At 72.4% G+C, this 2,508-nt stretch carries 2 protein-coding genes; both read left to right on the top strand.

Going from position 1 to position 2,508, the window contains the following annotated elements:
- Nucleotides 1-1,617, top strand: a 1,617-nt coding sequence (locus FNH08_RS48765; RefSeq protein ID WP_152778334.1) for an IucA/IucC family protein, incomplete at its 5' end; no start/stop codon positions are given.
- A gap of 39 nt (nucleotides 1,618-1,656) precedes the next feature.
- Complete coding sequence (locus FNH08_RS48760; protein WP_407704606.1) at nucleotides 1,657-2,466, top strand: GNAT family N-acetyltransferase; 810 nt, start codon at nucleotides 1,657-1,659, stop codon at nucleotides 2,464-2,466.
- Nucleotides 2,467-2,508 lie beyond the last annotated feature (42 nt).

Here is a 2,508-nt window from a genome sequence, read left to right as displayed (position 1 = left end):
CGCATCCCCCTTCCCACCACCGGCACGGCTCTCCTCGCTCCTGTCCTCTACTGGTCGCCCACGGGCTGGCACCGCTTCGGTCCTCCCCGACTGGCCGGCACCCCGGACACCGCGCCGCCGGTCGGCGCGGTGACGGTCGCGGCCCTGCTGGCCCGAGAGGCCGGTGCCGAGGGCCGGGACGGGGCCGACCTCGTCGGCCGGGTCACCGACTCGCTCCGGCGCACCGCTGTGTTCATCAGCGACCGGCGCGAGCACCCCACCGACGGTCCCGATCTCTTCCTCACGGCGGAACAGGCACTCGTACTCGGCCACCCCCTGCACCCCACCCCCAAGAGCCGCGAAGGGCTCTCCGAAGCGGAGACGCGGTTCTACTCACCGGAGTCGCGCGGCTCGTTCCCGTTGCACTGGATCGCAGTGGCCCCATCTGTCCTGGCGGCCGACTCGGCATGGACGGAGAACGGCCGACTCGTCCCCGCCGGGCAGCTGACCGCACGGCTGGCCGGCTCCGGGCTGCCCCTGCCCGAAGGCCATGCCGCCCTGCCCGTGCACCCCTGGCAGCTGCGCGAGATCGCGCACCGCCCGGACACCGCGGCCCTGCTGGATGCCGGGCTCCTTCAGCACCTCGGCCGGTTCGGCTCTCCCTGGCACCCCACCTCCTCCGTGCGCACCGTCTACCGCTCCGGCGCCCCCGCGATGCTCAAGCTGTCGCTGGGCCTTCGCATCACCAACTCCCGCCGCGAGAACCTCCGCAAGGAACTCCACCGCGGGGTCGAGGTCCACCGGCTCCTCCGTACGGGACTGGGCAGGCAGTGGCAGGAGGCCCACCCGGGCTTCGACATCGTCCGCGACCCGGCCTGGCTCGCGGTCACCGGACCGGACGGCCACCCCGTGCCCGGCCTGGACGTGGTGATCCGGCACAACCCGTTCGACCCGGCGGACGACGTGTCCTGCATCGCCGGCCTGGTCTCCCCACGGCCGTCTCCGACCGGCCCTTGCCCCCGGTCCAGGCTCGGCGAGGTCATCACCCGCCTCGCCGAACGCACCGGCCGCCCCCGCCGAGCCGTCGCAGCCGAGTGGTTCCTTCGCTACTTGGAGCAGGTCGTGCGCCCCGTGCTGTGGCTCGACAGCGAGGCCGGTATCGCCCTGGAGGCCCACCAGCAGAACACCCTGCTCCTGCTGGACCGCGAGGGCTGGCCCAGGGGCGGCCGCTACCGCGACAACCAGGGCTACTACTTCCGCGAGTCCCGCCGTGCGGAGCTCGACGCACGGCTGCCCGGCATCGGTGAGCACAGCGACACGTTCGTCTCCGACGAGGTCACCGACGAACGCTTCGCGTACTACCTCGCCATCAACAACGTGTTCGGGCTCATCGGCGCCTTCGGCTCCCAACACCTCGCCGACGAACGGCTGCTGCTGGCCGCCTTCCGCAGTTTCCTGGCCGGTGCGGCCACCGGACCCGACCGGCTGCGCACCTCCCTGCCCGCCCTGCTCCTCGACTCACCGGTCCTGCGCTGCAAAGCCAACCTGCTGACCCGGCTGCACGGCCTCGACGAACTCGTCGGCCCGGTCGACACCCAGTCCGTCTACGTCACCGTCGCCAACCCCCTCCGCACTTGAGGACCATGACCCACCCCGTCTCCTGAGAGGAGCGTCGCCGTGCCTCCCACCGATGCGAGCACCGACCACACCGCTTCGCGCAAGGCGTCCGCCACGGCGCAGGACACCGCCACGGCGCAGGACACCGCTACGGCGCAGGACACCGAGGAAACCCTGGACCTGCGCCTGCCCGACGAGTTCCTCGCGCTCCTGGCGGACGCCGGCGACCCCACGGCCGGTGAGACATCGGCCGACGAGGCACCAGCCGACGAGCCAGAAGCCGGTGACGCAACCACCGACGACCTGCTCGACCACCTTGCCGACTGGGGACCGACCACCACCCCGGCAGGCGTCCTGCACCTCCGCCCCGTACGCGTCGAGCGGGATCTCCCGCTGATCAGCCGCTGGATGAACGACCCCGCCGTGGCCGCCTTCTGGAGACTCGCGGGCCCACAGTCCGTGACCGAGGGACACCTGCGCCGCCAACTGCACGGAGACGGACGCAGCGTTCCGTGTCTCGGTCTGCTGGACGGCACACCGATGAGCTACTGGGAGGTCTACCGCGCGGATCTCGACCCCCTGGCCCGCCACTACCCCGCCCGCCCGCACGACACCGGCGTCCACCTGGTCATCGGCGGTGTCGCCGACCGCGGGCGGGGTCTGGGCTCGGCCCTGCTCCGAGCCCTGGCCGACCTCGTCCTGGAGAAGCGGCCCTCGTGCGCACGCGTCATCGCGGAACCGGACCTTCGCAACGCCCCCTCCGTCTCCGCGTTCCTGAGTGCCGGCTTCCGGTTCTCCACCGAGCTCGACCTGCCCGACAAGCGAGCCGCCCTCATGGTCCGGGACCGGGCCCTGCGCGATCTGCTGTAGCGCGCCGTGCCGCCCGCCGCGGTTCCGCCACCCGCACACCAC

Origin of the sequence: Streptomyces spongiae (assembly GCF_009377185.1) — a bacterium.
Taxonomy (GTDB): Bacteria; Actinomycetota; Actinomycetes; order Streptomycetales; family Streptomycetaceae; genus Streptomyces; species Streptomyces spongiae.
Note: the sequence above shows the minus strand (reverse complement) of the source record. Positions and strands in the feature narration are given on the sequence as shown.